This is a genomic window from Bradyrhizobium betae (genome assembly GCF_004123905.1).
Classification (GTDB): Bacteria; Pseudomonadota; Alphaproteobacteria; order Rhizobiales; family Xanthobacteraceae; genus Bradyrhizobium; species Bradyrhizobium betae_A.
In genome coordinates this window covers 56,458-81,792 of the sequence record NZ_MZXW01000021.1, presented here as the reverse complement: position 1 = coordinate 81,792, position 25,335 = coordinate 56,458, and the positions used below count along the sequence as shown (strand labels likewise).

The window sequence follows — 25,335 nt, the reverse complement described above, 5'->3', positions numbered from 1 at the left end:
GTGTTACGGCTGATCAAGGTCTCGATCAGGCGCGGCAGAGGTAGATCGGAAATTGCGTCGCGGCGAAGTATAGGGCCATGCGCGGCGAGGCGGCAGCGCCCAGCGCCGACCAGACCAGGCCCACATTGCGATTGCCGAGGATAAGGCCGACGGTCAGGCGCTGGCCCAAATTGCCCGGCAGCAGCGCGGCACCCGCCGCTTGAAGGGCGATATTGCAGGCAAAGGCGAGCCCGAGGCACAGCGTAGCGGCTTGCAGATCGGCGGCGATCTGCGCGCGGATACCGGCCATGGTCGCAACGGCAAAGACGAGGAGCGCCGTGACAACGATCCCGTCGACCACCTCGCCATGGGCCGCCAGCATCGAGGCCGCATGCCGCCGGACCAGGAACGCCACGCCCTCGGCGCTGCCGATCAGCAGCGTCAGACGCAGCGCAAGCTCGAGCGCGCTGATCTCCAGTCCTCCGAACCAGCCCGCAAGCAGCGGCACGGTGACCGGCGCCAGCACCATCGACAACACCGTCACCACGAGCGGCACCGCGCCGTCGAGCCCGAGCATGCGTGCCACCGCCGCCGTTCCGCTCGACGGCGGCGCCGAGACGGCAAGCACAGCCGCAAGTGCAATCTCCGGACCGAGGTTCAAGGCGCGTCCGGCAACACCGATCAGCAGCGGACAGGCCACCATGACGATCGCGGGAAGCAGCACGGACAGCGACGGCCGCCGCAGCGTGGCAATGATAGCCTGGCTATCGATCCGCAACAGCGTTCCGAGAACGATCAAGAAGATCGTGGCCGGCATCAGAGGTCGCGCCAGATCCGCGAGAACGGGAAACGCGAGCCCCATCAGGACTCCGAGCGCCAACAATGTCGGTCCGCGCGGGATGAGGCGCAGAAGTGAGGGTCGCATACGCCCGATCCAGTCATGTCGTCCTCGCCAAAGGACCACACCTGGCACCATTCTTGAAATCGATTATTATCATATCTATCATTGCTCAAATGAATTTAGCTTCCATCGACCTCAACCTCCTGGTGGCCTTCGAGGCCCTGATGGAGGAACGCCATGTGACCCGCGCCGGAGAGCGCATCGGCCTGGCGCAACCATCGATGAGCAGCGTGTTGACGCGGCTGCGCGCGCTGTTTGGCGATGAGCTTTTCGTGCGCTCGGCCTCCGGCATGCAACCGACGGCCAAGGCGCTGGCGCTGGCCCAGCCGATCAGCGACGCACTGGCACAGATCAGGGGTGTGCTCGCGCCCACATCAGCATTCAATCCGGCGACAGTCAGCCGCCGCCTGTCGATTGCCGCGACCGATTATGGCGACCTCGTCGTGGTGCCGCTACTGGTCGAGGCGCTACGACGGGAGGCTCCGGGGATCGATCTCCTGGTGCGTCCCATCATTGATCCGACCGCGAGTGTCGTGAGCCTCGAGCGCGGCGATGTCGACGTATTGATCGGCGGCCACCTTCCCGCTTCCCAGCGCATCACCCGATACACGCTGTTTTCGGAGAAGTTCGTCTGCATTCGCGACGCCAGGCGCGCCAAAGGGAAACAGCTCACGAAGGACGACTACGCGCGTCTTCCGCATGTGCTGTTCTCATCCGCCGGCGGTGACGGGCTGCCCGGCGCAATCGACACGATGCTGAGCCGGCATGGACGCAAACGCAGAACCGCGATCACGCTCGCCCATGTCGTCGCGGTGCCGTTTGCAGTCGCTGGAACCGATCTGATTGCGACCATGGCGGAGCGCATCGCGCGCCGCTTCGCGACCGCCGCCGGCGTATCCGTCATTCCGGTTCCCTACGATGTCGAAGCGTTCAATATCGACCTGCTCCATACCCGCCGCGCCATGGCCGATCCGGCGCTGCGCTGGTTCATCGAATTGGTCAGTCGTATTTGCAAGGAATTTTGACAAGATCGTTCCAGCAGATGTCGATTCGACGGAGCGTCATCACTCTTGATCTGATGAAGAATAGAATATTGCACTTGTCTGACTATCAACGCATTTGAGCGCTAGAACTTCCCCTATCCTGCGACGTTGGCTGAGCGATCAGAACGGGGGCGGCACGATGGGTCCGGAGGGGCGGCACGCGATCGTCATCGGCGGAGGCGCTAGCGGCGTTCTTCTCGCCTTTCAGCTGCTGAAGACCAATCCATCCGATCTCCGCGTGACCTTGATCGAGAAGAGGCCCGAGATCGGACGCGGACTTGCCTATCATGCAGGCAATCCCGAACATCTCCTCAATGTGCGCGTGACGAATATGAGCGCGCTGCCCGACGATCCCGAGCATTTCTGGAACTGGCTGTGCGCGCAGCCCGCCGGACCGTTGTGTCCGGATCCCTATTGCTTCGTTCCACGGCATGCCTACGGGGACTATCTCGCCGATCTGATCGCGCCGCTGAGATCGCGCGATGGGACACAAGGCCTGACCGTCGTGCGCGGCGAATGCGCGGCCATCCGCGAAAATCCGTCCGACGTCGCAGTCACCCTTGCAGACGGAACATGCATCACCGGGAGCACGGCCATTCTCGCGACCGGCCATGACGCCGCGGCCCCGCTGCTGGCTGGCCATGCCGAGCCCTGGGCCTCACCGGCCGATGCCGGTATCGACACGAACGCCACCGTGCTCATCCTCGGCACCGGTCTCTCGATGGTGGACTATGTGCTGTCGCTGCTCCGCTACGGACATCAGGGGCGGATCGTCGCGATGTCGCGGCGCGGCCTGCTGCCGAGAGCGCATCGGCGCGTCGATCCGATGCGCTTTGCCGAGAGCGAGATTCCGTTCGGCGCCGAGATCGGGCCCCTGCTGCGCTGGTTTCGCCGCCGCATCGAGTTGCACGTCGCCGCGGGCGGCGATTGGCGCGGCGCCATCGATGCGATCAGGCCTTTCACCCAGCGGCTCTGGCAGGAGCTGCCGTTGAGCTCCAGGCGCCGTTTCCTGGAACACGCCCGCGCCTGGTGGGATGTCCATCGCCACCGCACCGCGCCGGAGGTCGAGGCCCGCATCGGAGAGGCCCTTGCGGTGGGGCGGCTGACGGTCATCGCCGGCAAGCTCGCCACCGTCACGCCGGACGCTGGCGGTGCTCTCGTTCGCTATCGGCGGCGCGGCCAAGCCGAGACGTCCGAACTGCAGGTCGGAGCCATCATCGACTGCACCGGTATCGTCCGCGATCCCGGCGCCAGCACCAACCCGGCCGTGCGCAGCCTGCTCGACGAGGGCCGTGCCCGCATCGATCCGCTGCGGATCGGCATCGACGTCACGCCCGACTGCGCGATCGTCAATCGCAATGGATCTCCCTCTCGCCGCCTGTACGCGGTCGGACCGCTCACGCGGGCGGCGTTCTGGGAGATCATCGCCGTTCCGGACATCCGGCAGCAATGTGCGGAGCTGGCTACGCGCCTCCGGGGCCGTGATTCCTAGTTAAACAAATCCGGCTCGGCTGCGGTGATCCAGTCCCACAGCGGCTGGAAGCTGAAATAGCCGCCCTTGTGCGTGCCGACTTGCCGCGAAGTCAGGCTGGCGACCTCATGCGGAATCGGCTTTGGCGTACCGGCGGCTTCAGCAAGCAACTGGGCGCGCGCGGCATTGTCCATCGCGATGTACCACCACGCCGCCGCCTCGATGGTCGGTCCGACCGTGAGCAGGCCGTGGTTCTGCAAGATGGCGGCCTTCTTCGATCCCAGCGCCTGCGCGATCTTGCGGCCCTCCTCCGCCTCCAGCACGACACCGGAGAAGGGATCGAACAGCACGTGATCCTCGTAGAAAGCGCAGGAATCCTGCGTCAGCGGATCGAGCAGGCGTCCCAGCGCGGACCAGGCCTTGCCATAAGTCGAATGGGTATGTGCGGCCGCAATCACCTCCGGATGCGCCGCGTGGATCGCCGAGTGAATGACGAAGCCGGCCTGGTTGATCGGCTTGTCGCCAATGAGGATGTTGCCGTCGTGATCGACGAGCTGAAGATCTGAGACCTTGATCTGGCTGAAATGCTTCGACAGCGGGTTGATCCAGAACCGTTCGGAAAACTCCGGGTCGCGCACGGTGACATGGCCCGCGAGACCCTGATCGAAGCCGTAGCGCGAAAACAGCCGGAACGTCGCAGCAAGCCGCTGCTTGCGGTGCAGCCGCTCCTCCTCGAACGTCGCGGCCGGTGTGCGCTCGACCAGGGAATACTTTTTGGGCTTCTCGACGACCTTGTTCATTGTTGCGGCTCCTTTTTAGTATTCGAGATTCCTGTCGAAGACGTCGGCCAGCGCCGCGCCATGCGCGTAGGCGTCGAGGTTGACCAGCGTCTTGTCGGCCAGCCGCTTCGCATCCTCGCCACCCGTCCATGACACGTGCGGGGTCAGGACGACCTTGGGATGGTCATAGATTGGATCGCCTTCCGGCGGCGGCTCGGGGTCGGTGACATCGAGCGTCGCGCCGGCAATCCGTCCCTCGTCGAGCGCCTGCAACAGGGCGCCCTGATCGACGATCCTTCCACGCGCGACATTGATCAGGTGAAGCGATGGCTTGGCGCGTGCCAGCACGTCGGCGTTGATCAGACGCGCCGTCTTCGTCGTTGCCGGCAAAGCGAGAACGAGATGATCGGAGACCTCGACCAGCTGCTCGATACTGTCGACAGGCTGGATGCCCGGAAGGACATATGGCCAGGCCGAGCGTCGCAGAACCCTGATGCTGACGCCGAACGGTTTGACCCGTTCGACGACGGCGCGGCCGATGGCGCCGAAGCCCGCAATGCCGATCGTCTTGCCGCTGAGCGAGCCCAGCGGGGTGATCCTCCATTGCTCACGATTGCGCGGCCGGATGTCATGGATACGCTTTTCGAAGCCGAGGATCGCCGCAAGCACATATTCCGCGATCGGATCGGCCGAGATACCGCGGCCGACCGTGACCACGGGGCCATCGAGCAACCACGCCGGAAAGAAATCGACGCCCGTCGATGCGGTCTGGATCCAGCGCAGGCCGAACGGCCAGCCGGCCGGCTTCTCCGCGGGCGCACCGTGCCACCCGGCGAGCGGCCGCGTCAGCAGCACGTCCGCCTCCGGAGCGATCTCCCATAGCGCGCGATCGGCGGGATGATCAATGATCAGCGGACGCGACCAGTGATCGGCAAGCGCGGCCCGAACCTCCGGGCCAAGCTGATTGACGATGATCGGCGATCGCACGCTGGCGGATGCGCGCTGGCCTTCAATTCGGGGGGTGTTCATGTCCTGCAGCTTTACGATGACGATAACGAGGACATGCTAGGCGCTCAGCCCAAGATAGTCTTTTCAAAGATCGCCGCTATCATGCAACAACAGGACGACGCATCTCGACACGACATAATAGTTTGTCTCTCTGGACTCACTTCGTGCGGACAACGTCAGTCGACGTCGCCTTCGGCGCGGCCTCGCCGGCGCGACGGAATACGGTTTCCATCAGCCATTGCTCGTTAGGAAAGCGATCGGACCATTCGTCCCAGCCGGAATGCTTGCGGTATTGACCTAGGCGACCGGAGGCCACCACCTCGGTCTCGTCCACGGTGACACGGCGGTCGCAATCGGGTGCGACGTAGATGGCGTCGGCCTGACAATAGAGCTCGCACATGAAGCAGGTCTGGCAATCCTCGACACGCGCGAGGATCGGCAGGCCGCTTTGCCCGACGTCGAGCACATTAGCTGGACAAACCTCGATGCATGTCCCGCAATCCGTACAGCGGTCCGCGACGATGAGCTCGATCATGATGCCGCCTCGAGTTGACCGGTCTTGGCGTCCGCAGGAGCACCATCGACGGCGACCCAGACCCGGTCCAGGCCGCCACTCAGCAGACGGACTGCAAGCCCGGAATCCCGTGAAGGGAAATCCTCGCGGCGATGAAGGCCCCTGCTCTCCTTACGTGTTGCCGCCGTGGCGACGGACCAGCGCGCTGTTGCCAATAGAGCCGCCGTCTCGCGCGAGGCGATTGTGCCTGTGTCTGCGTGATCGGCCAACTCGGACCACAAGCCCTCGAGCACGTGTGCAGATGCTGCAAGTCCTTGCCCGGTGCGGAATAGATTCTTGTCGAACGGGTGCATTTCGGCGCGCACGCCGTTACGAAGCGCGGCAAGATCGACGGCCCTGGCGCCCCTGCGGGGCTCGCGCCCGGCGCGGCCAAGTGGCCGCAATCGACCCGCACTCCTCTTCGCGCCTCGCGCCAGACCCGCAGCGGCACGTCCGGCGAACACACCAGACGACAGAGCCCAGGCTGAGTTGACATTGCCGCCGCCAGAGATCGCGCCCGCAACCTTCTCGCGCGAGGCGTTGTCGCCGGCCACGAACAGTCCCGGTACCGAAGTCGTGCCATCCACATCGCGCACCCGCACCCCGCCGATGCCCCTAATGGTGCCGTCGTTGTGCAACGTCACCTCGAAGCGGTCGCGATAGGGATCGATGCCCCAGCGATCGAACACCAATGGAACGTTCGGCGAAATCGTGTGCATCCGCGCCTTGATGTCGTCGGGCAGACGGCGCAGCGAGCAGTAGACCGGACCACGCTGGAGCGCGCGCGCCAGGCGAATGGTCTGGTCGGGGCCGAAAGGAATATCGAGCTCGTGCCCGTCGGCATCGTAATAGGTCGCGAACGAATAGGCCATGCTTCGCGTCATCGTCGAATGCGCGGGTGCAATGGTGTAGGCCGCGGTGAACTCCATGCCCGACATCTCCGCGCCGGCCTCGGCCGCCATGAGATATCCGTCGCCCGTATTGGTGCGCGATCCCAGCAGATGGGACAGGAAGCTGGTCCCCCCGGCAGCAAGGATCACCGCCCCCGCTTCGATCTGATACGCTCTCCCGCCGTCCTGCCGGCGCCGGCCGCGAGCACCGCCGATCGAGCCGTCGGATCGCGCCAGAAGTTCGAGGACGGGCGAATGATCAAGGATGGTAACGCCGCGGCTCAGCACCTGTTGCCGCAACGCGCGCATATATTCGGGCCCGCGCACCGCGCGATAGTTTACCCGCCCCTCGTCATCGACGCCGAACGTGTAGTGGCGCGCCAACGTCGGCAGCGTGCGCCAGGTCTGGTCGAGGATGCGATACATCCAGTCCGCTTCACCAAGACCAAGGCCGCTCGCGATACGATTGGCGACAGCCGTATCGCGGGCCGACGGAGGATCCGGCGGGACCCACCAATGCCCCGGTCCTGCCGCGGCCGTCACGCCGCTGGTGCCGCAATAGCCCTTGTCGACCAGAACGACTTTCGCCCCCGCCTCGGCGGCAGACGTCGCGGCCCATGCGCCCGCCATCCCGCCGCCGACGACCAGCACGTCGGTCGCCAGCGACAGCTCTTCGAGCGTGGACAGCACCATGATCTCTGTCTCTGACAAAACGGCGGCTGGCCGGAACCGGAAGATGCCAGGCCATGCCCATCGACGCGATGTTTGAGCCGGACCACGGCCGCGTCAATGAAAGGCGAAACTCTTTTGGCGGCTTGCGGCGAACGAGACGCCCTGCCGTCTTCGATGTCGGGAAGACGTCTATTTCACCGTAGAACAGACTTCTCCGGAGAGGACGGCGACTGAAACGTAACGTTCTTCTATTGTCAGGTCACGTCGGACGCCCGAAAAGCGGATCGAAGCTCCTCAAGGCACAAGAACAGACTTCCTTCATCGAAGCACCATGGGAGAACGGATTTCTCGTCAAACGCGGCGAGCAGGTGCGTTTCTTTCGAAAATGGCGCAGCGACATCAGTTCACTGGACCGGCTGATTGATTTCCTGAAGTGTGCCGCAATGGCTCGTGGTGAGCCGTCGGACGAATTGGAATTCAAGAGACGTCAACATGAATGGACCGAGGCTTTTACAGGCTGCGCTCGCGCTGATCATTACGCTGGGTGGCGCGAATGGCGTGGGCGCCGAAACAACGCAGCTTCGTATCGCCCAACAATTCGGCATCGCCTATCTTCCGCTCATCGTCGCCAGCGAGAAAGGGCTGATCGAGGAAGAAGCCAAGGCACTCGGCCTTGCGTCGCCAAAGGTCGAATGGCTCCGGCTGTCCGGCGCGGCGGCCATGAACGAGGCGCTGATTTCGGGCGGCCTCGATTTCGCAACGGCCGGCATCACTCCCATGATCCTGACCTGGGACAAGACGCGGACCACCGCCAAGATCATCGGCGTCGCCGCACTGGGCTCGATGGCCAATATCCTGACCACCAACAATCCCAACATCAAGACGCTGGCCGATTTTACTGAGAAAGACCGGATCGCGCTTCCGTCGGTCAAGGTCGGCTTCCAGCCGATCGTCCTCCAGATGGCGGCGGACAAGGCGTTCGGCAAATACGACAAGCTCGACGAGCTCACCGTCAGCATGCCGCATCCGGACGCGACGGCCCAGATTCTGTCGGGCCATTCGGAAATCACGGCGCATTTCACCTCGCCGCCGTTCTCGCAGCAACAGCTGGCGAGCGGCAAGGTGCACCAGGTCCTCAACAGCTACGACGTGCTCGGCGGCCCACACACCTTCAACGTGGTCTATTCCACGACGAAGTTCGTCAACGACAATCCGAAGACGATTTTGGCGTTCGTCCGCGGTCTCGACCGCGCCAACGAATGGATCAAGGCCAATCCGACGGAAGCCGCCGCGCTTTACATCAAGGCGGAGGGATCGAAGCTTGCGCCCGACTTCGTCGAGAGCATCATTCGCGACAAGGACGTCAACTTCACGACGGCTCCCGAGGGCGCCCAGAAGTTCGCGGATTTCGAGGCCAAGGTCGGCCTGATCAAGCAGGCGCCGGCGTCATGGCGGGACCTGTTCTGGTCCGGCCTCGGAGAGAAACCGGGAAGCTGACATGAACGTCGCTCCGCGACTGACTGGACTCGTCGGCGATACGGCGTTGCCGTCGCTACTAGAGCTCGATCACGTCAGCATCAGCTATCCGACGCCGGACGGCATCCTCACTGCGGTCGAAGACGTCAGCTTCAGCATCGCGGCCGGCGAACGGCTGGTCCTGCTCGGCCCGTCAGGCTGCGGCAAGTCCACGCTGCTGCGCGCCGTCGGCGGTTTCCTCAAGCCAAGCGCCGGCGAGATCCGCATGAACGGCCGGCGGATCGGGGCGCCGGGACCAGACCGCATGACCGTGTTTCAGGAGTTCGATCAGCTGCTGCCGTGGCGCACTGTGCTCGGCAACGTCCGCTACGCCCTGGAGCGGGGAAAATCAATGCCGCGCCGAGATGCAGAGGCCATTGCACGGCGCTGGCTCGAGCGCGTCGGATTGAAGAACTTCGTCGACGCCTTTCCGCACACCTTGTCCGGCGGTATGAAACAGCGCGTCGCAATCGCGCGGGCCTTTGCGCTGGAGCCGGCGCTGCTGCTGATGGACGAACCTTTCGCAGCGCTTGACGCGCTGACGCGGCGGCAGATGCAGGACGAACTGCTCAAGCTGTGCGAGGAGACCGGAAATACCGCCCTGTTCGTGACCCATGGCATCGACGAGGCGATCCGGGTCGGAACCCGCATCCTGGCGCTGACGCCGCACCCGGGACGGCTGGCCGCCACCTTCGATGTCCCGCCGGACACCCGCGCCCGCGGCAGCTCGGGTTTCGGCGAGCTGGAGCGGCGCATCCAGGAGACCGTGTTCTCTGCTCCGGAAATCGACCATGTCTGACGTCGCGGCTCCGAAACTCGTTCGTGCACCAGCGCTGCGGCGTGCGCTCGAGGGCACACCATGGCGGCGCTTCGTCATCCTCGGCGGCTTTGCTCTCGCCTGGGAGCTCTATGCACGCTGGCTCGACAACGCGCTCCTGCTGCCGACCCTGGGCGCGACGCTGTCGGCGCTATGGTCGGCCGTCCTGTCGGGCGAGCTGCCGAACCGCGCGTTGACCTCGTTGCGGGTTCTCATCACCGGCTATGCGCTGGGCGTTGCCGTCGCGGCGGTACTGACCACCCTCGCCGCCCTGTCGCGCTGGGGCAATGAGGCTCTTGGTCTGTTGACGTCGATGTTCAACCCGCTTCCGGCCATCGCGCTGCTGCCCATCGCATTGCTGTGGTTCGGTGTGGGAACGCCGAGCCTCATCTTCGTCATCGTGCACTCCGTTCTGTGGCCGGTGGCGCTCGCCTGCTATGGCGGCTTCCTCGCGGTGCCTCCGACCCTGCGAATGGCCGGCCGCAACCTCGGCCTCTCGGGCGGCCGGTTCGTTGCGGAGATCCTGGTGCCCGCGGCCTTTCCCCAGATCCTGTCGGGCTTACGGATCGGCTGGGCGTTCGCCTGGCGTACGCTGATCGCGGCAGAGCTTGTGTTCGGCGTCAGCGCACGGTCCGGCGGGATCGGCTGGTTCATTTACACCAGCCGCGCACAGCTGGAGACGGCGAGCGTCTTTGCGGGACTGCTCACCGTGATTCTGATCGGGCTCCTCGTGGAGGGCGTGATCTTCCGGAGCTTGACGCGCATTACGGTCCAGCGCTGGGGGCAGGTGCAAACCTAGGAGGAATGCCGGCGATCCCGATCAGCCTATTGGTGAACATGCGGGAATGCGTAGCGGTCGGCCAGATAGCGGAGTATTCGTTCCGAGGAATCGATGAAGCGCCGGCCGTTGGCAACGCCTGCGTCCTCAGGCACCGGCCGGCTTTCATCGAAGACCAGAACCGGAAGCGATTGATGCTGCTCGCCCAGGATGTCGACCAGCGCCGTTCGCGGCCGCGCGAATGGCAGGCGGTGCACTTCGATCTGCGTTGCCAGCCCGGGAAACGACGCCAGCAATCCCTCGATCGCATTGCAGTGCGGGCAGACGAAGAAGCGGCCCGGCTGCTCCGGATCTTCAAATCCCGGCCTGAGCAGGAACAGGCGATCTCCACTCATGGTCGTTCTCCGGAGCCGACATGATCTTCTAGTGACCGAACAGCCGGTAGCTCCGATCAGCCGCCCGCAGGTGCCGGCTCTCCTCGACCCAGCCCACCGCTCGCCGATAGCTGCCCAGCAGGGTTGCTTCCTTCAACGCTGCCACATCGACCGCTTGCGGCGCATCGGCGAACGGCGAGACGAACAGCGCATCCTCCGGACAATAGAGTTCGCACAGGAAGCAGGTCTGGCAGTCGCCTTGACGGGCGATAATGGGGATGCCGTCGGTCTTGTCGAAGACGTTGGTCGGGCACACGCTCACGCAGATGTCGCAGGCCGTGCAACGCTCGGCATCGATGACCTCGATCATTCCGCAGCCTCCGAATATTGTGCAGACGCCAGCGGACGCGCCGATGTCCAGACGTCGTCGAGCCCGCCGCTCGTCACCAAATGGAGGTGGCGGTCGTCCTGCTCGGGGTAATCGTCACGGCGATGCATTCCCCGGCTTTCCTGGCGCGCCAGCGCGCTGCGATACATCCAGCGCGCGGTCGCGAGCATGGCGGCCGCTTCGCGTCCACGGAGCAACTCCTGCTCGTCAGGAACATCCGCATTCGACGCATCCGTCCACAATGCATCGAGCCGACCGAGCGACCCGCCCAATCGCCCGGCCTCGCGGAAATAGTTCAGCTCATAAGGAAACACTTCGTCCTGAACGCTTCGGACGAGCGCACCGCCCTGCAACGCCCGCCCATTGCTGGAGCGCAGACCGACGGTGCCGCGCCGGAAAGCCTCTCGCCCGACCGTGGTGCCTAGCTGGCGCGCAAACTCGGCGGCGCCATGGCCAGCCCAATAGCCCGACGACATCGCCCAGGCCGCATTATGGCTGCCGCCGCCGGTGAAGCCGCCGCAGATCAATTCGCGCGTCGCGGCATCGCCTGCCGCGTAGAGACCCGGCACGGTGGTCGCGCAACTGTCGTCGATGATCCGCAGGCCACCCGTCCCGCGAACGGTCCCCTCGAGGCGCAACGTGACGGGAAAACGTTGTGTGAAGGGATCTATACCGGTGCGGTCGAATGGGAGAAAGAAGTTCGGCTGTGACACGCGCATGTGCCGCTGGGTCTCGGCATCGGCCTGATCAAGCTGCGCGTACACAGGGCCTTTACCGAGCGCGCGCGCAATCACCGAGCGTCCGCCTTTCGAGGACGCTCCGGGAATGACGCTACCCTGCTCATCGGTGAAACTCGCCCAGCTGTAGAACAAGGTCTTGGTCACCGATCCGAAGGCCGGCGAAATCGCGTAGGCGTTGGAGAACTCCATGCTGGTGAATTCCGCACCCGCTTCCGCAGCGAGAAGATAGCCGTCGCCCGTCAGCACGTTCGAACCGAGCGTCTTGCTGAGAAAGGCGCATCCGCCAGTGGCGATCACCACGGCTTTGGCGTTCACGGCCCAGCGATCCCCCTTCTGGCGGCGCAAGCCAGCAGCTCCCGCAACCACGCCGTTGCCATCGACCAGCAGCTCGAGCGCCGGCGAATGATCGAGGATGGTCACGCCGGCCTGCTTGGTCCGCTTCCGCATCAGCCGCATATATTCCGGGCCCTGAAGCGAATTCCGCTGCGGCCTGCCGTCGTCGTCGGCGGGATAAGGATAGCCCCAATCGGCAAGCTGGTTGCTCTGGGCGTAGGTCCGGTCCAGCACGCGCGCCATCCAGCGACGGTCCTGGAGATGGCCGCCGAGCTTCTCGCGGCTGGCCATGGCGGCCTCGCGGCGTTCCGGAGCGGGGTCGACATACCAGACGCCGGTGCCGGCAGCCGCAGTCGCACCCGAGGTGCCGCAAAATCCCTTGTCCGCCAGCACGACGCGCGCCCCGTGCTCGGCGGCGCTGATCGCGGCCCATGTGCCCGCGGGGCCGCCACCGAGCACCAGCACATCGGCGTCGAACACGACGGATCCTGCCGAACTCGACAGCTTTTCGGCACGACCAGGTAGGTTTGTCATCACTCGTCTCCGGCCTCATTTCCGCGGCCCTTCGGCCATCACGCGCAATCTGCTGCAAAGCTACCCAACGCGGGCCACCAGAACGTCCGCCGTGGCATCCGCGAATTCGGAGGACATGTCGCTGAAGAGAGCAAGCTCCTGAACCGTCGCAGCACGCGGACGATGGTTCGAACCCCTGAAGCCTTGTCGATTCAGGAAAAACCGGTCCAGGGCCTGCACAAATCCCGGTGAGCCTGCAATCTCCGATGCGTGCCTCTCACTTCCCGCCACGAAGGCAAAGCTCATCAGGTTCACGTCGACGACATAGATCATGGCGCGATGTCCTTGCGTCGCTCGCTCTCCTAGCTTCCGAACCCCGCCGGAATGAACGCCGGGATCTTCTCCTCGATGAACTGCTTCACCTCCGGCGAGTTGAACACCTGGATGAAAGCCTTCAGACGCGGATCGTCCTTCTTGTCCGGCCGGGCCGTGAAGCGCAGTACGAGCCCGTCGTCGACGGTGCGATCGATGATCAGGGCAGACTTCGGATCGCCGCCGGCCGGAATGAGGTAGGTGATGTTGACCAGTGCCAGCGTGACGTCATCGAGCGATCGATAGGTCTGGGCAGGATCGAGCTCGACGATCTTGAGGTTCTTGGGGTTCTCGATGATGTCGAACTTGCTGACCGAGAAGCCTTTGCCCGGTGTCAGCTTGATCAGTCCGGCGCGCTCCAGCAGAATCAGGCCCCGGGCGCCGTTGAGCGGCTCGTTCGGAATGGCGACGCTGTCGCCGGACTTGATCTCGTCGAGCGTCTTGATCTTCTTCGAGAACAGCCCGACCGGCGCGATCACGCCGACCTTGTCGGCCTGCACCAGATTGAATCCGCGCTGCTTGTTCTGAAGCGCGAGATAAGTCGCATGCTGGAACAGGTTGGCGTCGACCTCGCCGCTGTTCACGACCTCGTTCAATGCGACCCAGTCCGACAGCTCGACGATCTTGACGTCCTGCCCCTTGTCCTTGGCGAGCTTGGCGGCAAAGGCCGCCAACTGTCCGACGGGACCGGCGCTGGTCGCGATCTTCAGCGGTTCGCCAGCGAAGGCGACCGCGGTGAACGCGAGCCAGAGACCTGCGGCCTGGGCGGTGCGACGAAGGATCTTCATTGTCTCAAATTCCCGTTGCAATCAGGTGCGGTCTCTCACGCGGCCTTGCGCGCGCCGGCATCAGCCTGCGCCAGCGCCTGGCCGAGATCCGCCAAAATGTCGTCGGGATGCTCGATTCCCACTGACAGGCGGACGTAGCCGGGCGTAACGCCGGCGGCGAGCTGCTCGGCTGGGGTGAGCTGCTGGTGCGTCGTCGATGCCGGATGAATGGCGAGCGAACGGGCGTCGCCGATATTAGCGACGTGATAGAACAGTTTGAGCGCGTCGATGAAGCGCCGGCCGGCTTCGACCCCGCCCTTCAGCTCGAAGCCGACGAGGGCGCCGTAGCCACCCTTCAGATACGCGTCGGCCCGGCGCTTGTTCTCTCCGCTCTGCAGGCCTGGGAAGATCACGTTCGACACCGAAGGATGCTTGGCGAGGAAGTTCGCGACCTTCACCGCATTCTCGTTGTGCTGGCGGATGCGCAGCGGCAAGGTTTCGAGACCCTGAATGAACTGAAAGGCGTTTTGCGGCGCGATCGACGCGCCAAGGTCACGGAGCAGCTTGACGCGGGCTCGCAGAATGTAGGCGATCGGACCGAGCGGCTTGGCTGCCTCGGTCCAGATGGCGCCGTGATAGGCCTCGTCGGGCTTGTTCAGCAGCGGAAAGCGGTCCGCATGCGCCGCCCAGTCGAAATTTCCGCCGTCCACGATGGCGCCGCCGATCGCTGTGCCGTGGCCGCCGATATATTTGGTCGTGGAATAGACCACCACCGCTGCGCCGTGCTCGAAAGGACGCGCGATCAGTGGCGAGGCCGTGTTGTCGAGAATGAGCGGCACGCCCAGCGAACGGCCGATATCCGCGACTTCCTTGATCGGGAACACGTTCAGCTTGGGGTTCGGGAGCGTCTCGCCGAAATACGCCCGCGTCTTTGCGTCGGTCGCGCGGCGGAAGTTTTCGGGATCGGCGGGATCGACGAACCGCACCTCGATGCCGAACTGCTTCAGGGTCTGCGAGAGCAGCGTCCAGGTTCCGCCGTAGAGATCGGTCGAGGACACGATGTTGTCGCCGGCTTGCGCGATGTTGAAGATCGCGAAGGCGGAAGCAGTTTGTCCCGAGGCAACGGCAAGGGCGGCCGCCCCGCCCTCCAATGCCGCGAGCCGCGTCTCGAACGCTTCCTGGGTCGGGTTGCCGATGCGGGTATAGATCGGGCCGAGCTGCTCGAGCGCGAACAGGCGCGAGGCGTGATCGGTGTTCTCGAACTGGAACGACGTGGTCTGGTAGATCGGAACCGCCACTGCGCCGGTGGCGGGGTCGGTGCGGTACGATCCGCCGTGCAACGCCAGCGTCTCGAAATTCCGAGTTTCCAAGGCCATCTGCTCTTCCCTTTCAATCTCGATAACGCGCCGAGCGCGGCAAGCCGTGCTTGTCGATGAAAATGATGCGGCCGGATTCCGCCTCTGTCGAGCGTGTCAGAGAAATAGCGATGCACGTGCTGCATCATCGCCGCCTCGCAACGCGTTTGTTTCCGTGCCTTTGCCGAATTGGAAACAAACTCGCTCGCGCAAAATGTTAATAACGGTCACGCGCAGCGAATGTGCTTCGCAAATAGACGATGAGCCAGATCATGACGGGACCGCGCGAGCTGCGCTTCAACGCTTTCAACATGACGGCACCAAGCCACAATTGGGCCGGCCTATGGTCTCATCCGCGCGATGCATCCATCGACTACAACACGCTTGATTATTGGGTCGACTACGCCAAGACCGCAGAGCGTGGACTGCTCGACGGCATCTTCCTGGCCGACGTATTCGGCGTGTACGACGTCTATAGCGGCAATGCCGATGCCGCCGCCCTGCATGCTGTTCAGCTGCCCAACGCAGATCCGACGCTGCTCGTGTCCGCCATGGCGCTCGTCACCCGCCATCTCGGCTTCGGCATCACTTCGAATCTGACCTTCGAGCACCCCTATCAACTCGCACGCACGTTTTCGACGCTCGACCACCTCACCAAAGGCCGGATCGGCTGGAACATCGTCACCGGCTATCTCGACAGCGGCGCGCGCGGCATGGGTCTTCCGGCCGGGCGCGCCCACGACGACCGCTATGACGCGGCCGAGGACCTTCTCACCGCGGCCTACAAGCTATGGGAGGGAAGCTGGGAGGATGACGCGGTTCGCCGCGACCGCGGCAGCCGCATCTTCACGGACCCGGCAAAGCTCCACCGCGTTCTGCATGAAGGCCCCTACTTCAAGGTCGACGGCATCCATCTCGCCGAGCCCTCTCCACAGCGGACGCCGCTGCTGTATCAGGCCGGCACCTCGAAGCGCGGCCGCGCCTTCGCGGCTCGGCACGCGGAAGCGGTCTTTCTCAACGGCCAGACCAAGCCGATCCTTGCACGCGCCGTACGCGAGATACGGGAAGCCGCCAAGGCCTATGGCCGCGACCCCTACGACATCCGGCTGTTTGCCGGCGCGACCGTAATCGTGGCGCCGACACGGGCCGAGGCGAACGATCTGCTGGAGGACTATGCGCGGCATGTCGACCAGACCGGCCAGCTCGCCCTGCTGTCGGGGTGGACCGGCATCGACTTCTCGACGTATCGGCCCGACCAGCCGATCGAATATGTCGAGAGCAATGCGATCCAGTCGATGGTCGAGAATTTCACGGTCCGGAGCGACCGGCCGGTCAACGTCAGTGACCTCGCCAGATTGAGCCGTGCCGGCGCCCGGTCACCCTTTGTGGTCGGCTCGCCCCAAGACGTCGCGGACGAACTGATCGCCTGGGCGGAAGACACCGACGTCGACGGCTTCAACCTGTTCCGGCTCGTCGTTCCGGAATCGCTGAACGCTTTCGTCGATCTCGTGGTGCCGGAGCTGCAATCGCGCGGGGTCTACAAGACCGCCTATCGCGATGGCACGCTGCGCGAAAAGCTATTCCCGGGACGCAGCCCGCGGCTGCACACGACACATCCCGGCGCGGGCTTTCGGCGCTCAGCCGACACGCTGCGATCCGATGCCGCCGAATAGCGGGCGGGCCGATTTCAGATAACAAGCTGCACCGCGTGGAAAATTCCGTTCTCGGATTGTGTCCGATCAGAGACGCTTCCTTCTCCAACTGCACCGCATTCTGAAATTGCAACACGGCCTAGCTTGCCTGCACATTGCGGCCTGCAGTTTGTCGAACGCGTCGCCAAAGCGGCTCAGCTTCAGGATCATTGTTCATGTCTGGTTTCACCTCCCGCCTGCGGGCCCTCGCCGTGGCCGCACTCAGCATCTTCGCCATGGCGTCGATTCAGCCCGCGACGTCCGAAGAGATCCGCATCGGCTATCAAAAATCCTCGACGCTGACGGCGATCCTGAAGACGAACGGCGAGTTGGAAAAGGCACTGGCGCCACTCGGCATCACCATCTCCTGGCACGAATTCACCAGCGGTCTGCCGCTGCTCGAAGCCATCAACATCGGCAGCATCGATTTCGGCGCCGACGTCGCCGACACGGTGCCGATCTTCGCGCAGGCCGCCGGCGCCAAGCTCGCCTATGTCGCGGAGGAAGCCGCCTCGCCGGCGGCGCAGGCGATCGTCGTCCCGCAATCCTCGACCATCAAGACCATTGCCGAGCTCAAGGGCAAGAAGATCGCGGTGACCAAGGGAGCCGGCAGCCATTATCTGCTGCTCGCGGCGCTGGCGAAATCGGGGCTCAGCTTCAAGGACATCACGCCTGCCTATTTGACGCCGGCCGACGGTCGCGCGGCTTTCGTCAGCAACAATGTCGATGCCTGGGTCGCCTGGGATCCGTTCCTGACCAGCGCCTTGCACCAGACCAAGGGCCACATCCTGTCCGACGGCAGTAACGGGCTCGCCAGCTACAAGCGTTACTATCTCGCCTCGGCCGCCTATGCGGACAAGCACGCCGAAGCGCTCAACGTGATCTTCGCAAAACTCTCCGCGACCGGAAAATGGGTGAAGGCTCAGCCGAAGGACGCCGCCACATTGCTTGCGGGCCTCTGGGGGATCGATGCGGCGACGGTCGAAGAGGCCAATAGCCACCGCTCCTATCAGGTGGGCGCGGTCACCGGCCCTGGCCTGTCCGAGCAGCAGCGCATTGCAGATGCGTTCCACGCCGAGGGTCTGATCCCCGTGAAGATCGACACCACGGCCATCAAGATCTGGTCCCCGAAGGGGTCCTGATCTCCGCTCTACTTGCGGCTTAGGCCGCTGACTTTCGGAATCCCCATGCCGCCACGCCAATTGCACCTGAACGTCAACCTGCTTCACTCCGGCGTCTATCCGTCGGCCTGGAGACTGCCGGACAGCGATCCACGCGCCTTCTTCGATCTCGGCCACTATGTGCGTGTTGCGCAAACTGCGGAGCGCGGGAAGTTTGACGCAATCTTCCTGGCGGATTCACCGGCGGTGAACGATCGCATCGACTACCGGTCGTTCACGTCGCTGGAGCCGACCATCGTGCTGGCGACGGTGGCCGCCGCAACGAAGCATGTCGGCCTGATCGGAACGGTGTCCACAACCTACAACGAGCCCTACAATATCGCGCGCCGCTTCGTGACGCTCGACCACGCCAGCGGTGGACGTTCAGGATGGAACGCAGTCACGACCGCAGATGCCGCTTCAAGCCGCAACTTCGGCCTCACAGGTGCTCTGGAGCACAAGGCCCGCTACGAGCGCGCCAAGGAGTTCACGGACGTCGTCCATGCCCTGTTCGACAGCTGGGAGGACGACGCCTTCGTCGGCGACAAGGCGAGCGCGCGATTTGTCGACACATCGAAGGTGCACCCGATCGCGCATCGCGGCCCGCATTATACGGTGGCCGGACCGCTGAACGTCCCGCGTTCGCCGCAGGGACGGCCGGTGACGGTGCAGGCCGGCGGCTCCAATGACGGACGCGACTTCGCCGCGGCCTATGCGGAAGCGGTGTTCACGCTGGCACAGTCGATCGAGGAAGGCGTTGCCTATGCGCGCGATCTGCGCACGCGGGCTGCGGCCTACGGACGTTCCGGCGATTCCATCGTCATTCTGCCGGGCCTTGCCACCATCATCGGCAGCACGGAAGCCGAAGCAAAGCGTCGGCAGGACGAGCTCTGGGAACTGGTCCCGATCGAATACAGCCTGGCGCGCCTCGCCGGCACGCTTCAGATCGACCCTGCTTTGCTCGATCTCGACAAACCGCTTCCCGATCCCTTGCCGCTTCCGGCGAATGCCAATCACACCATGTTCCAGGGCACCGTGAACATCGCCCGCCGCGGCAATCTCACCGTCCGCCAATTGATCCGCGCGCTCGGGGGCGGCGTTGGTCATCGCATCATCGTGGGCACACCAGAGCAAATCGCGGACGATATCGAGGCCTGGTTCAAGGCCGGCGCCGCAGATGGCTTCAACCTGATGCCGGACGTTCTGCCCACGGGGCTGGAGACCTTCGTCGATACCGTGGTGCCGATCCTGCAGAAGCGGGGACTGTTCCGGACCGAATACACGGGCACGACGTTACGCGACCATTTCGGTCTGGCGCGGCCCGTCAGCCGCTTCGCAAAGCGAGCCCCGGAGGTCGCGTCGGCCTGACTTACCCCAGCGACCGGGCGTTCCTCTGGGAAGGCCCGGTTGATTGTCTCGCCCGAACCCGGGGGATGATCTCTTCCGCGAAGCGTCGCATCTCGGCCTCGAAAGGCTGGAATTGCAGCATGAAGAGCTCGATGCCAGCGGCATGGAACGCCTCGATGCGTGCCGCCACCTCGTCGTAACTGCCGACCAGCCCCGCGGCCGTGCCGCCATTGCTGCCGACCCGCGGCGTCTTCTGCATGGTCTGCATCATCACGACCTTCGGATCGGTGTTCTGCTTCTGGATCGCCTTCATCGGCGCATCCTTGGCCGCAAGGCTGAGCAGCCGCTCATGCGCGGCTTGCGCCTCGTCCCGGGTTTCGCGCGCCACGACGAAGGCGGAGAGACCGAAGCGCAATGGCGGCGCCGAACCGCGCGGACGGGACGCGACATCGGCAATGAGACCGGCAACGTCGTCAAGCGGCTGGCCATTTATGAACCAGACGTCGCCATGGCCGGCGACGAGATCGCGCGCCGGCTCGGATTCCCCGCCAACATAGATGGCCGGCCGCTTGCGATAGAGGCTGGTCGGACGCAACGCGTAGTCTGAGATGTTGAAGTGATCGCCACTAAAATTGAGGCGTTCACCCTCCATCAAGCGGGATACTACGGAGATCCATTCCTTGCCGTAAGCATAGCGCGCATCGTGCTCAGGAAATCCGATCCCCGCCTTCTCCAGCTCGGGCCGGTTCCACGCATTGACCAGATTGATCGCAAAGCGGCCACGGCTGATATTCTCGATCCCTAGCGCCAGCTTGGCGAGCACGACGGGATGATAGAGATACGGCTTGATTGCAGCGATGATCTCGATGCGCTTGGTCTGCGCCGCGATCGCTGCTGCCGCACTCCATGCTTCGAGCTGATCGAGATCCTCCTGATGCGGATTGATCGTGTGCTGCGCGATCAGCGTGGAGTCGTAGCCAAGTTCCTCGGCAGCAAGAATCAGATCACGATTGCGTTCCCAGGAGGCGTCATAGGGCTCTTCCGGATCCTGATGCGCGGCACGTGGCCCGTGCACCAGCGCCCAGATGCCGAAGCGAAGCGGTGCAACCGTCATCTTGATCTCCCGTAACTCCCTGAACCCAGCGCGTTCTCGCCAATGCCAGGCGCAAGATCAAGCAGACGCGCATCAAAAGATTTTCTTTGTCGCTCAGCGACGCTGCGACGACAGCAGATCACTCCGTACCCGATGACAATTGAAATTCCCCTCTATTTCTGTCGGTCCAATTTCGTGGGACATTTTGCAACGATGGCAAGTCGTTGTCGTCATATCGCCTGCCTCACATGCAGCGCGAGAAACGAGGTCTGTTGTCTTGAGCAATATGGAACTGAGCGGCATCGGCCGGACCGCGATCGCCGCGAACAGCGGGCGATCGTCGCAGGGCAGCGACACGGCAGGCGCTCGGGCCGTATCGAAAGCCAAGCTTGGTGCTCGCGGGCTTCAGCTCCTGTCATGGCTCGCACCGGTCGCGGTGGTCATCATTTGGGAATGGCTGGCCCAGGCCGGGTGGCTGTCGCCACACGTGCTGCCCGCACCGAGCAAGGTGATCCGGACCGCGTTCAAGCTTGCGACCACCGGAACACTGCTGAACGATCTCGGCGTCAGCCTGCTGCGAGCGGTGTCTGGCTTCGTGATCGGCACCGCGGTCGGCGCCACGCTCGGCATTCTCGTCGGGTTCTCCAGGATTGCGGAAGCGGCGATCGATCGCAGCGTACAGATGATCCGGGCCATTCCGTTCCTCGCGGTCCTGCCACTCGTCATCGTGTGGCTCGGCGTCGGCGAGACCCAAAAGATCTTCCTTGTCGCGCTTGGCGTGACCTTTCCGATCTACATCAACACCGTGCTCGGCATCCGCCAGGTCGATCCGAAGCTGCTCGAGCTTGGCCGCGTGCAGGGCCTAAGCTCCCTTCAGCTGATCCGCCGGATTATCCTTCCTGGCGCATTGCCGTCGATCCTGACAGGGGTGCGCTACGCGCTGGCAACGGCCTGGCTCGCATTGGTCGTGGCTGAGACCATCGGTGCACAATCGGGGATCGGCTTTTTGGCCATGGACGCACGTGAATTCCTGCGCACCGACGTGATCGTGCTGACGATCGTGATCTATGCGCTGATCGGCGTTGCGGCTGACGGCATTGCGCGCTTCCTCGAACGGCGTCTGCTCGCCTGGCATCCAAACTATGGAGCAGCACGATGAACGCGCATGTCGCTGCGCTGCCGGCGGCCTCATTCGAAGCCGGACCGGCTGTCGTGGTCAGCAATCTCCTTCGCAGCTACGGCAGTCGGGTGGTCATCGAGAAGCTGAACCTCCGCATCGAGCGGGGCGAGTTCGTCGCGTTGCTCGGCGAGAGCGGTTGCGGCAAGACGACACTGCTGCGGGCACTCGCGAGTCTGGATGCCATTCAAGGCGGACGCATCGTCGCGCCTCGTCGCCCGGCCGTGGTGTTCCAGGAGCACAGGCTCCTGCCCTGGGACAACCTCTGGCGCAACGTCTCGCTTGGCCTGCAGGTGCCGGACGCGCGGGAGCGCGCGGCCGAAGCGCTGACCGAGGTCGGCCTCGGCGACCGTCTCGACGACTGGCCGCGCAATCTTTCCGGTGGACAGTCCCAGCGCGTCGCGCTCGCCCGCGCACTGGTCCAGCAGCCCGAGCTTCTGCTCCTCGACGAGCCGTTTGCAGCATTGGATGCGCTCACCCGCATTCGCATGCATGAGCTCGTCCGCGAGCTCGTCGCCAATCATCAGCCGGGCGTTCTTCTCGTCACCCATGACGTCGACGAGGCGATTGCGCTCGCCGACCGTATCCTGGTGATGCGGAACGGCGCCATTGCCTTCGAGCACCGCGCCGTCCGCGGCGGCTCGGCAACTATTTCGCGCGCCGACCTGCTCCGCGAGCTTGGCGTGGTGTCCCATTCTCCAACCAGTTGACCGGAAAGTCCCCATGTCTCACTCCCGGATCGCCAAACCATCGCGGCGCGGCTTCCTCGGCTCCGCAGCCTTCGGAATTGGTGCGCTTGCTGGCATGAACATCGGCGATTTCGCCGAGGCCGCGACCGGTCGCACCACGGATACCGTTCGCCTGACCTGGGGCCTGAGCGGCCTCAATCTGATCGCCAAGGAGCGGGGCGAGTTCGAGAAGGTGCTGGCCAAGGACGGCGTCAAGGTCGAATGGCTCGGGCCCTTCCCGAACCACGCGCCGACGTTGCAGGCGGTCACTGGCGGCAGCGCCGATTTCAGCTTTGGCGGCAGCACGACGCCCGCGCTGGCCGCGATCATCGCCGGCTCGCCGCTGGTGTTCACCCAGTTCGTGGTCTACGAGCCCCGCACCACGGCGATCATCGCCAAGGACGGCTCGGGCATCGACAAGGTCGAGGATCTCGTCGGCAAGTCGGTCGCGGTCAACCGCTCCGGCCTCGGCGAATTCCTGCTGGTGGCCGCGCTCGAGAAGCACAACGTCGACCGGTCGAAGGTCAAGTTCGTCTATCTCAATCCGCCCGATGCGGCACCCGCACTCGCCTCCGGCAAGGTCGATGCCTGGTCAATGTGGAGTCCCGGGGTCGACATCGCACGGCTCGACTACAAGGCGCACGACATCTTCCTGGAGGGCCGCGACCTCGACTTCCAGATCGACTACACCTCCTACCTCACCACCCGCAAATTCGCGACCGAGAATCCCGCGCTGGTGCGCGCCGTGAACGAGGCATTCCGAGCGGAGGGAAAATGGATCTCGGAGAACGGCAAGGATGCCGAGTACATCGCCCAGAAGGCTGGCAAGTACAGCGACGAGGTCCGCGATCAGTTCATCGCGTTGAAGCGTCAGTACCGCTACTTCGCGGTCAACGATGAGCGCTTCATCAGCGAGCTGCAAAAGGCCGCCGACTGGCTCGTCGCCCGCAAGGTTTTGCCCGAGCCGGTCAAGGTGACCGACCATCTCGCGCAACTCTGAGACCATCTCAACAGGCCAAGACAATGAACAAGACCGTATCCGCTCCCTCCCTGAACTCATCCGAGCCGCTCAAAACCGGCTCACCGGAACTGGAAGCGCTCCTCAACCAGATCGCGGAAGGCGCGAGCGCGCGGGAACGCGATCGCGTGCTCCCCTTCGAGGTCATCGATCTCATCCGCCGCGCCCGTCTCGGCGCCTTGCGGCTGCCGGTGAGCGCCGGCGGCGCGGGCAGCACGATCCGCGATCTCTTCGCCTTCGTCATCCGTCTCGGCGAGGCCGATGCCAATGTGGCGCATATCCTGCGCAATCATTTCAGCGTGGTGGAACGGCTGGTGCGCACGCCCAAGGACGAGCAGAGCCGCGATTGGCAGAAGGCCGTCGCGGGAGGCGCGATCATCGGGCTCGCCACCACCGAGCTCGAAAGCCCGCGCGTCGGCAATGTCACGCCGGGGACCACTTTCACGCCCGACGGAAAAGGTGACTACCTGCTGAACGGCACCAAATATTACAGCACCGGCACGCTGTACTCGGACTATGTCCTGATCCGCGCCGCCGATCCGTCCGGGGCGACCGGAGCAACGATCGTTCCGATCAAGCGCGAGGGCATCGAGCTGGTCGACGATTGGGACGGTCTCGGGCAACGGCTCACGGCGACCGGCACGACGCACTTCCGCAATGTGAAGGTCAGGCGCCAAGAGGTAGTCTTCGATGAGCCCGAATCCGGCTATGGCGTGCCCTACTCCAACACGTTCGCCCAGCTGTTCCTGACCGCGATCGTAGCCGGCATCGCGCGCGCGACCCTGCGCGACGCCACCGCCCTGATCCACTCGCGCAAGCGCACCTTCTACTACGCGCCGACCGAGATCCCGACCGACGATCCCCTGCTTCAGCAGACCGTCGGCCAGATCGCCAGCGGAGCCTTCGCGGCCGAGGCCGTGGTGCTGGCGGCGGCCGAGGCGCTCGACATCGCAACCGACGCGTTCGACGCCGGCGCCGCCAATGCAGCGGAGGCGGCCCACACCGCCGCCCTGCTCTCGGCCAAGGCCAAGATCGTCGCCGACGACTTCGCCATCCGCGGCGGCAGTCTGCTGTTCGACGTCGGCGGCGCATCCGCGACCAAGAAGGTCACCAATTTCGACCGGCACTGGCGCAACGCTCGGACGCTATCCTCGCACAACCCCACCACCTACAAGGCGCGCTCGATCGGCCAATACGAAATCAGCGGCACCCCGCTGCCGGCGAAGGGCTTCTTCTAGGCTGGAGAACGCCTTCGCGTCCGACACAGGGAGGTCAGGACATGGGAAGATCGGATATCCATCTCGTCACTGATAGCAACGAGATCGAGCATCAGTTCCGCGCCGTCATGCGCCGCCTCGCCGGCGGCGTCAGCATCATCACGGCCGGCCGTGACAACGACATCACGGGGATGACCGTGACGTCCCTGACGTCGCTCAGTGCGAGTCCGCCGCGCGTGCTCGTCAGCGTCAACCGGCAGGCCTCGTCATTTGCCCCGATCGAGCGTCACAGGGTGTTCGGGGTCAACATCCTCGGATCCGACCAGCAGGAGCTTGCCAGCCGGTTCAGCAATGGCAGGCTGAAGGGGGCGCAGCGCTATGAAGGCGTCGCCTGGACGGCTGGGGTATCCGGCGTCCCTCTGCTTGGCAATTCACTGGCGACGGTCGAGTGCCAGGTGGAGGAGATCATCGAGCGATATTCGCATGGGATCATCGTCGGCAGCATCTTAAGCTTTGAACTGTCGCCCGAGCTGTCGGGACTGGTATACTGGAACGGTCAATACATCGAGATAAAGCACGATTTCGATCTGGATTTGCTCGCCGAGATCAGCATCCCCCTGGCGCATGTCAGGTAGGAGAGCTCCTGCAGCTTCTCG

Annotated in this window: 25 protein-coding genes; 13 read left to right on the top strand and 12 right to left on the bottom strand. The window is 64.2% G+C overall.

What is annotated here, in order from left to right; genetic code table 11:
* Positions 1–25: 25 nt before the first annotated feature.
* Positions 26–904, bottom strand: coding sequence for a hypothetical protein (locus B5V03_RS18620; protein WP_245502264.1), 879 nt, complete (start codon positions 902–904; stop codon positions 26–28).
* Here B5V03_RS18620 and B5V03_RS18615 point away from each other — a divergent pair.
* The gene (locus tag B5V03_RS18615) at positions 892–1,905 is read left to right on the top strand and encodes a LysR family transcriptional regulator (protein WP_245502263.1); all 1,014 of its coding nucleotides are present in this window, start codon (positions 892–894) and stop codon (positions 1,903–1,905) included. The two genes, B5V03_RS18620 and B5V03_RS18615, sit on opposite strands and share 13 nt — an antisense overlap.
* A 157-nt stretch (positions 1,906–2,062) precedes the next feature.
* Positions 2,063–3,415, top strand: coding sequence for an FAD/NAD(P)-binding protein (locus B5V03_RS18610; protein ID WP_129271860.1), 1,353 nt, complete (start codon positions 2,063–2,065; stop codon positions 3,413–3,415).
* On the opposite strand, the gene B5V03_RS18605 is transcribed toward B5V03_RS18610, so the two are convergent.
* The 4 genes from B5V03_RS18605 to B5V03_RS18590 form a co-directional block, all read right to left on the bottom strand.
* Positions 3,412–4,194, bottom strand: a complete 783-nt coding sequence (locus B5V03_RS18605; RefSeq protein ID WP_129271859.1) for a class II aldolase/adducin family protein — start codon at positions 4,192–4,194, stop codon at positions 3,412–3,414. The two genes, B5V03_RS18610 and B5V03_RS18605, sit on opposite strands and share 4 nt — an antisense overlap.
* 15 nt (positions 4,195–4,209) lie before the next feature.
* Positions 4,210–5,202, bottom strand: a complete 993-nt coding sequence (locus B5V03_RS18600; RefSeq protein ID WP_129271858.1) for an NAD(P)-dependent oxidoreductase — start codon at positions 5,200–5,202, stop codon at positions 4,210–4,212.
* 136 nt (positions 5,203–5,338) lie between these two features.
* The gene (locus B5V03_RS18595; protein ID WP_129271857.1) at positions 5,339–5,716 is read right to left on the bottom strand and encodes a 4Fe-4S dicluster domain-containing protein; all 378 of its coding nucleotides are present in this window, start codon (positions 5,714–5,716) and stop codon (positions 5,339–5,341) included.
* Positions 5,713–7,317: an FAD-dependent oxidoreductase gene (locus B5V03_RS18590; protein WP_129271856.1), complete on the bottom strand. Its 1,605-nt coding sequence runs from the start codon at positions 7,315–7,317 to the stop codon at positions 5,713–5,715. Before B5V03_RS18590 ends, B5V03_RS18595 begins: the two co-directional genes overlap by 4 nt.
* Positions 7,318–7,788: 471 nt before the next feature.
* Between B5V03_RS18590 and B5V03_RS18585 the strand changes: the two genes are divergently transcribed.
* Genes B5V03_RS18585 through B5V03_RS18575 form a run of 3 tightly spaced genes read left to right on the top strand, consistent with a single transcriptional unit; the run spans position 7,789 to position 10,427 of the window.
* Positions 7,789–8,793 (top strand): ABC transporter substrate-binding protein, encoded by a 1,005-nt coding sequence (locus B5V03_RS18585; protein ID WP_129271855.1) that lies wholly within the window; start codon positions 7,789–7,791, stop codon positions 8,791–8,793.
* A 1-nt stretch (position 8,794) separates the two neighbouring features.
* Positions 8,795–9,610, top strand: coding sequence for an ABC transporter ATP-binding protein (locus B5V03_RS18580; protein ID WP_129271854.1), 816 nt, complete (start codon positions 8,795–8,797; stop codon positions 9,608–9,610).
* Positions 9,603–10,427 carry an ABC transporter permease gene (locus tag B5V03_RS18575; RefSeq protein ID WP_129271853.1) on the top strand — a complete coding sequence of 275 codons (825 nt, stop codon included), beginning with the start codon at positions 9,603–9,605 and terminating at the stop codon, positions 10,425–10,427. The genes B5V03_RS18580 and B5V03_RS18575 overlap by 8 nt, the downstream gene beginning before the upstream one ends.
* Positions 10,428–10,453: 26 nt before the next feature.
* Here B5V03_RS18575 and B5V03_RS18570 read toward each other — a convergent pair whose 3' ends face one another.
* From B5V03_RS18570 to B5V03_RS18545, 6 genes are read right to left on the bottom strand one after another with little or no spacing between them, the layout of a single operon-like run.
* Positions 10,454–10,801, bottom strand: a complete 348-nt coding sequence (locus B5V03_RS18570; protein ID WP_129271852.1) for a DUF3088 domain-containing protein — start codon at positions 10,799–10,801, stop codon at positions 10,454–10,456.
* 28 nt (positions 10,802–10,829) lie between these two features.
* Entirely contained in the window at positions 10,830–11,150 is a 321-nt protein-coding gene (locus B5V03_RS18565) for a 4Fe-4S dicluster domain-containing protein (RefSeq protein ID WP_129271851.1), read from the bottom strand.
* Complete coding sequence (locus tag B5V03_RS18560; protein WP_206736164.1) at positions 11,147–12,775, bottom strand: FAD-dependent oxidoreductase; 1,629 nt, start codon at positions 12,773–12,775, stop codon at positions 11,147–11,149. Before B5V03_RS18560 ends, B5V03_RS18565 begins: the two co-directional genes overlap by 4 nt.
* A gap of 60 nt (positions 12,776–12,835) precedes the next feature.
* Complete coding sequence (locus B5V03_RS18555; protein WP_129271850.1) at positions 12,836–13,087, bottom strand: hypothetical protein; 252 nt, start codon at positions 13,085–13,087, stop codon at positions 12,836–12,838.
* Positions 13,088–13,116: 29 nt separating this feature from the next.
* Positions 13,117–13,914, bottom strand: a complete 798-nt coding sequence (locus tag B5V03_RS18550) for a MetQ/NlpA family ABC transporter substrate-binding protein (protein WP_129271849.1) — start codon at positions 13,912–13,914, stop codon at positions 13,117–13,119.
* Between the two features lie 35 nt (positions 13,915–13,949).
* A complete protein-coding gene (locus B5V03_RS18545) occupies positions 13,950–15,269 on the bottom strand; it encodes an O-acetylhomoserine aminocarboxypropyltransferase/cysteine synthase family protein (RefSeq protein WP_129271848.1) in 1,320 nt (439 codons plus the stop codon).
* A gap of 251 nt (positions 15,270–15,520) precedes the next feature.
* Here B5V03_RS18545 and B5V03_RS18540 point away from each other — a divergent pair, with 251 nt between their 5' ends.
* The 3 genes from B5V03_RS18540 to B5V03_RS18530 all read left to right on the top strand — a co-directional run bounded on the left by B5V03_RS18540 (position 15,521) and on the right by B5V03_RS18530 (position 19,467).
* The gene (locus tag B5V03_RS18540) at positions 15,521–16,921 is read left to right on the top strand and encodes an LLM class flavin-dependent oxidoreductase (RefSeq protein ID WP_129271847.1); all 1,401 of its coding nucleotides are present in this window, start codon (positions 15,521–15,523) and stop codon (positions 16,919–16,921) included.
* Positions 16,922–17,115: 194 nt separating this feature from the next.
* The gene (locus B5V03_RS18535) at positions 17,116–18,081 is read left to right on the top strand and encodes an aliphatic sulfonate ABC transporter substrate-binding protein (protein WP_129271846.1); all 966 of its coding nucleotides are present in this window, start codon (positions 17,116–17,118) and stop codon (positions 18,079–18,081) included.
* 45 nt (positions 18,082–18,126) lie between these two features.
* Positions 18,127–19,467, top strand: a complete 1,341-nt coding sequence (locus tag B5V03_RS18530; protein ID WP_129271845.1) for an LLM class flavin-dependent oxidoreductase — start codon at positions 18,127–18,129, stop codon at positions 19,465–19,467.
* Position 19,468: 1 nt separating this feature from the next.
* Here B5V03_RS18530 and B5V03_RS18525 read toward each other — a convergent pair whose 3' ends face one another.
* Positions 19,469–20,560 carry an LLM class flavin-dependent oxidoreductase gene (locus tag B5V03_RS18525; RefSeq protein ID WP_129271844.1) on the bottom strand — a complete coding sequence of 364 codons (1,092 nt, stop codon included), beginning with the start codon at positions 20,558–20,560 and terminating at the stop codon, positions 19,469–19,471.
* A 265-nt stretch (positions 20,561–20,825) separates the two neighbouring features.
* Here B5V03_RS18525 and B5V03_RS18520 point away from each other — a divergent pair, with 265 nt between their 5' ends.
* The 5 genes from B5V03_RS18520 to B5V03_RS18500 are packed head-to-tail and all read left to right on the top strand — an operon-like array spanning position 20,826 to position 25,314.
* Positions 20,826–21,698, top strand: a complete 873-nt coding sequence (locus B5V03_RS18520; protein WP_206736167.1) for an ABC transporter permease subunit — start codon at positions 20,826–20,828, stop codon at positions 21,696–21,698.
* Entirely contained in the window at positions 21,695–22,426 is a 732-nt protein-coding gene (locus tag B5V03_RS18515) for an ABC transporter ATP-binding protein (RefSeq protein ID WP_129271843.1), read from the top strand. The genes B5V03_RS18520 and B5V03_RS18515 overlap by 4 nt, the downstream gene beginning before the upstream one ends.
* Positions 22,427–22,439: 13 nt before the next feature.
* A complete protein-coding gene (locus tag B5V03_RS18510) occupies positions 22,440–23,444 on the top strand; it encodes an NrtA/SsuA/CpmA family ABC transporter substrate-binding protein (protein WP_129271842.1) in 1,005 nt (334 codons plus the stop codon).
* 23 nt (positions 23,445–23,467) lie between these two features.
* Positions 23,468–24,700 (top strand): acyl-CoA dehydrogenase, encoded by a 1,233-nt coding sequence (locus B5V03_RS18505; RefSeq protein ID WP_129271841.1) that lies wholly within the window; start codon positions 23,468–23,470, stop codon positions 24,698–24,700.
* A gap of 41 nt (positions 24,701–24,741) precedes the next feature.
* On the top strand, positions 24,742–25,314 hold the full coding sequence (locus tag B5V03_RS18500; protein ID WP_129271840.1) for a flavin reductase family protein: 573 nt from the start codon (positions 24,742–24,744) through the stop codon (positions 25,312–25,314).
* Positions 25,315–25,335 lie beyond the last annotated feature (21 nt).

Excerpts from the sequence above, each read along its gene's own strand:
- B5V03_RS18535 (WP_129271846.1), top strand. The coding sequence starts at position 17,116 with ATGTCTGGTTTCACCTCCCGCCTGCGGGCCCTCGCCGTGGCCGCACTC.
- B5V03_RS18585 (WP_129271855.1), top strand. The coding sequence starts at position 7,789 with ATGAATGGACCGAGGCTTTTACAGGCTGCGCTCGCGCTGATCATTACG.
- B5V03_RS18555 (WP_129271850.1), bottom strand. The coding sequence starts at position 13,087 with ATGATCTATGTCGTCGACGTGAACCTGATGAGCTTTGCCTTCGTGGCG.
- B5V03_RS18610 (WP_129271860.1), top strand. The coding sequence starts at position 2,063 with ATGGGTCCGGAGGGGCGGCACGCGATCGTCATCGGCGGAGGCGCTAGC.
- B5V03_RS18600 (WP_129271858.1), bottom strand. The coding sequence starts at position 5,202 with ATGAACACCCCCCGAATTGAAGGCCAGCGCGCATCCGCCAGCGTGCGA.
- B5V03_RS18570 (WP_129271852.1), bottom strand. The coding sequence starts at position 10,801 with ATGAGTGGAGATCGCCTGTTCCTGCTCAGGCCGGGATTTGAAGATCCG.
- B5V03_RS18580 (WP_129271854.1), top strand. The coding sequence starts at position 8,795 with ATGAACGTCGCTCCGCGACTGACTGGACTCGTCGGCGATACGGCGTTG.
- B5V03_RS18560 (WP_206736164.1), bottom strand. The coding sequence starts at position 12,775 with ATGACAAACCTACCTGGTCGTGCCGAAAAGCTGTCGAGTTCGGCAGGA.
- B5V03_RS18500 (WP_129271840.1), top strand. The coding sequence starts at position 24,742 with ATGGGAAGATCGGATATCCATCTCGTCACTGATAGCAACGAGATCGAG.
- B5V03_RS18505 (WP_129271841.1), top strand. The coding sequence starts at position 23,468 with ATGAACAAGACCGTATCCGCTCCCTCCCTGAACTCATCCGAGCCGCTC.
- B5V03_RS18620 (WP_245502264.1), bottom strand. The coding sequence starts at position 904 with ATGCGACCCTCACTTCTGCGCCTCATCCCGCGCGGACCGACATTGTTG.
- B5V03_RS18540 (WP_129271847.1), top strand. The coding sequence starts at position 15,521 with ATGACGGGACCGCGCGAGCTGCGCTTCAACGCTTTCAACATGACGGCA.
- B5V03_RS18515 (WP_129271843.1), top strand. The coding sequence starts at position 21,695 with ATGAACGCGCATGTCGCTGCGCTGCCGGCGGCCTCATTCGAAGCCGGA.
- B5V03_RS18510 (WP_129271842.1), top strand. The coding sequence starts at position 22,440 with ATGTCTCACTCCCGGATCGCCAAACCATCGCGGCGCGGCTTCCTCGGC.
- B5V03_RS18605 (WP_129271859.1), bottom strand. The coding sequence starts at position 4,194 with ATGAACAAGGTCGTCGAGAAGCCCAAAAAGTATTCCCTGGTCGAGCGC.
- B5V03_RS18530 (WP_129271845.1), top strand. The coding sequence starts at position 18,127 with ATGCCGCCACGCCAATTGCACCTGAACGTCAACCTGCTTCACTCCGGC.
- B5V03_RS18590 (WP_129271856.1), bottom strand. The coding sequence starts at position 7,317 with ATGGTGCTGTCCACGCTCGAAGAGCTGTCGCTGGCGACCGACGTGCTG.
- B5V03_RS18565 (WP_129271851.1), bottom strand. The coding sequence starts at position 11,150 with ATGATCGAGGTCATCGATGCCGAGCGTTGCACGGCCTGCGACATCTGC.
- B5V03_RS18525 (WP_129271844.1), bottom strand. The coding sequence starts at position 20,560 with ATGACGGTTGCACCGCTTCGCTTCGGCATCTGGGCGCTGGTGCACGGG.
- B5V03_RS18595 (WP_129271857.1), bottom strand. The coding sequence starts at position 5,716 with ATGATCGAGCTCATCGTCGCGGACCGCTGTACGGATTGCGGGACATGC.
- B5V03_RS18550 (WP_129271849.1), bottom strand. The coding sequence starts at position 13,914 with ATGAAGATCCTTCGTCGCACCGCCCAGGCCGCAGGTCTCTGGCTCGCG.
- B5V03_RS18520 (WP_206736167.1), top strand. The coding sequence starts at position 20,826 with ATGGAACTGAGCGGCATCGGCCGGACCGCGATCGCCGCGAACAGCGGG.
- B5V03_RS18545 (WP_129271848.1), bottom strand. The coding sequence starts at position 15,269 with ATGGCCTTGGAAACTCGGAATTTCGAGACGCTGGCGTTGCACGGCGGA.
- B5V03_RS18575 (WP_129271853.1), top strand. The coding sequence starts at position 9,603 with ATGTCTGACGTCGCGGCTCCGAAACTCGTTCGTGCACCAGCGCTGCGG.